Annotated in this window: 1 pseudogene; it reads right to left on the bottom strand. The window is 34.5% G+C overall.

The annotated features are described in order from the left end of the window. Positions 1 to 142 precede the first annotated feature (142 nt). A pseudogene (locus PX482_RS25965) lies at positions 143 to 1288 on the bottom strand (IS630 family transposase); the annotation flags it as partial. Positions 1289 to 1662: the final 374 nt, after the last annotated feature.

Genomic DNA, 1662 nt, shown 5'->3' on the forward strand with positions numbered 1-1662 from the left:
CTAAATCCTTATCTGGCAAGAGACTTAATTGATTAGTTCGCTCTAGATCAAAAACAATTGACAAAAATCGCCAAATGTCTTTCTCTATAAGAGTTTCATTCCTTATAATCCTGTACGTTGCATAAGACAAACCGAAGAACCTAACAGAATTACCCTTGTTTTTCAACTTGCGATCCCACTTAATAATTAAACCTCCTTCATTTAAAAGTTGATGTAAAAGAGATTCTAATTCTTCAACTGATTTAAAAAGTCGATGAGCGATAAATTCTTTTGCCGAGTGCCAGACCAATTCAATGATATTTAAATCTGGGCTATAGGCGGGTAAATACTCTAAAATTAAGTTGGGCATATTTTCAGCAATTTTACCAACAACATCTGTTTTTTTGTGAATACTAGCATTATCGAGAATCAGGACAATCTTTGGACCCTTCTCTCGAAAATCCTCCTCTTTATTCCCCGCTTCCACCCATTCTTTAATGATTTCTGTATAAAAAACTTTTACCACTTCATAAAAAGTTTCTGAATTTCCTTTTTTGATGAATTCTACGAATCTTTTTTTATCGGAATATCTCACTCCTCCCATCGCATTTACTCGACCACTTCTTCTTTGTCCGCTAACTTTTTTTCTTTGGCTTTTTTTCCCCCATGTTTTTCTTCTAATGACTCTTAAACTGAATCCACTTTCGTGAGGGGCTGTGTGGCGAACCTGCGTCGCCACCTTGAAAGCCCCGTCCCAAAACCATACCTGTAGCTTATTTGGCTCTTCTTTTGCTATTTTTAAGTATTCGGCTAATTTTTGTTTAAATTCTTTTCTTTTTTCAGGATATTGTCGATCTTCTAAACTATATTTAGCCCAAATATAAACATACTTCTTTTTTTTTTAAATGTTCGTGACTTGAGAACTACTTAATTCTATACCTGTCTGTTCTGTCAGATAAGTGGCTAATCTTTTGGCTGTCCAACGGCCAAACTCATACCCCATTTCTTGAGGCTCTTTGTCAATTGTCTCTAACAATATTTTGATATACTCATCCGTCGCTTTTCGATAATTTCCCTCCATTCTCTTGTCTTTCAAGCTATCTAAATTATTGGCATCTCCAGGAATACACCAATAAGAGACTGTTCGCAGTGAACACCCAATGAGTTTGGAGATTTGGACTTGAGTTTTCCCGTCATTTAACAACAACAATATCAAAACTCTTTCTCTAATGTAAGGATTTTCTTCTTTTTTTAGTGCTTTTTGTAACTTTTCTTTTTGTTCGGAATTCAAGTGATTAGGGGCTGGCATAGCTATTGATACTTGAATAGGTTACTGTTTCTATTATACGCTATTTAGATGCTGAACAGCTTAGAGACATTGCCCTAAGTCTTGACATAACTCTTTAATTCTTTTTTCATTTTCTGATAACATTGAATTATTCCTCCCATCGAGATATATTCTGAATTGTAAATTATAACTATTATAATCTCATTTCTCTTTGTGATCAAGTAGAAGATTTTCTAGTTGTTGACGGCTACAAGCATTAATACTCATTGCATAAGTGAGATGCTCCCGTTCATTGAAACTTTTGACCTTATTAAGCTTTTACGCATTTAAGTTACATTGACAGCATTACCCTTATTTTTAAGTTTTCTACTCCATTTAATAATCAATCCCCCTTC

Source organism: Microcystis sp. M53602_WE12 (assembly GCF_030065455.1).
GTDB lineage: Bacteria > Cyanobacteriota > Cyanobacteriia > Cyanobacteriales > Microcystaceae > Microcystis > Microcystis aeruginosa.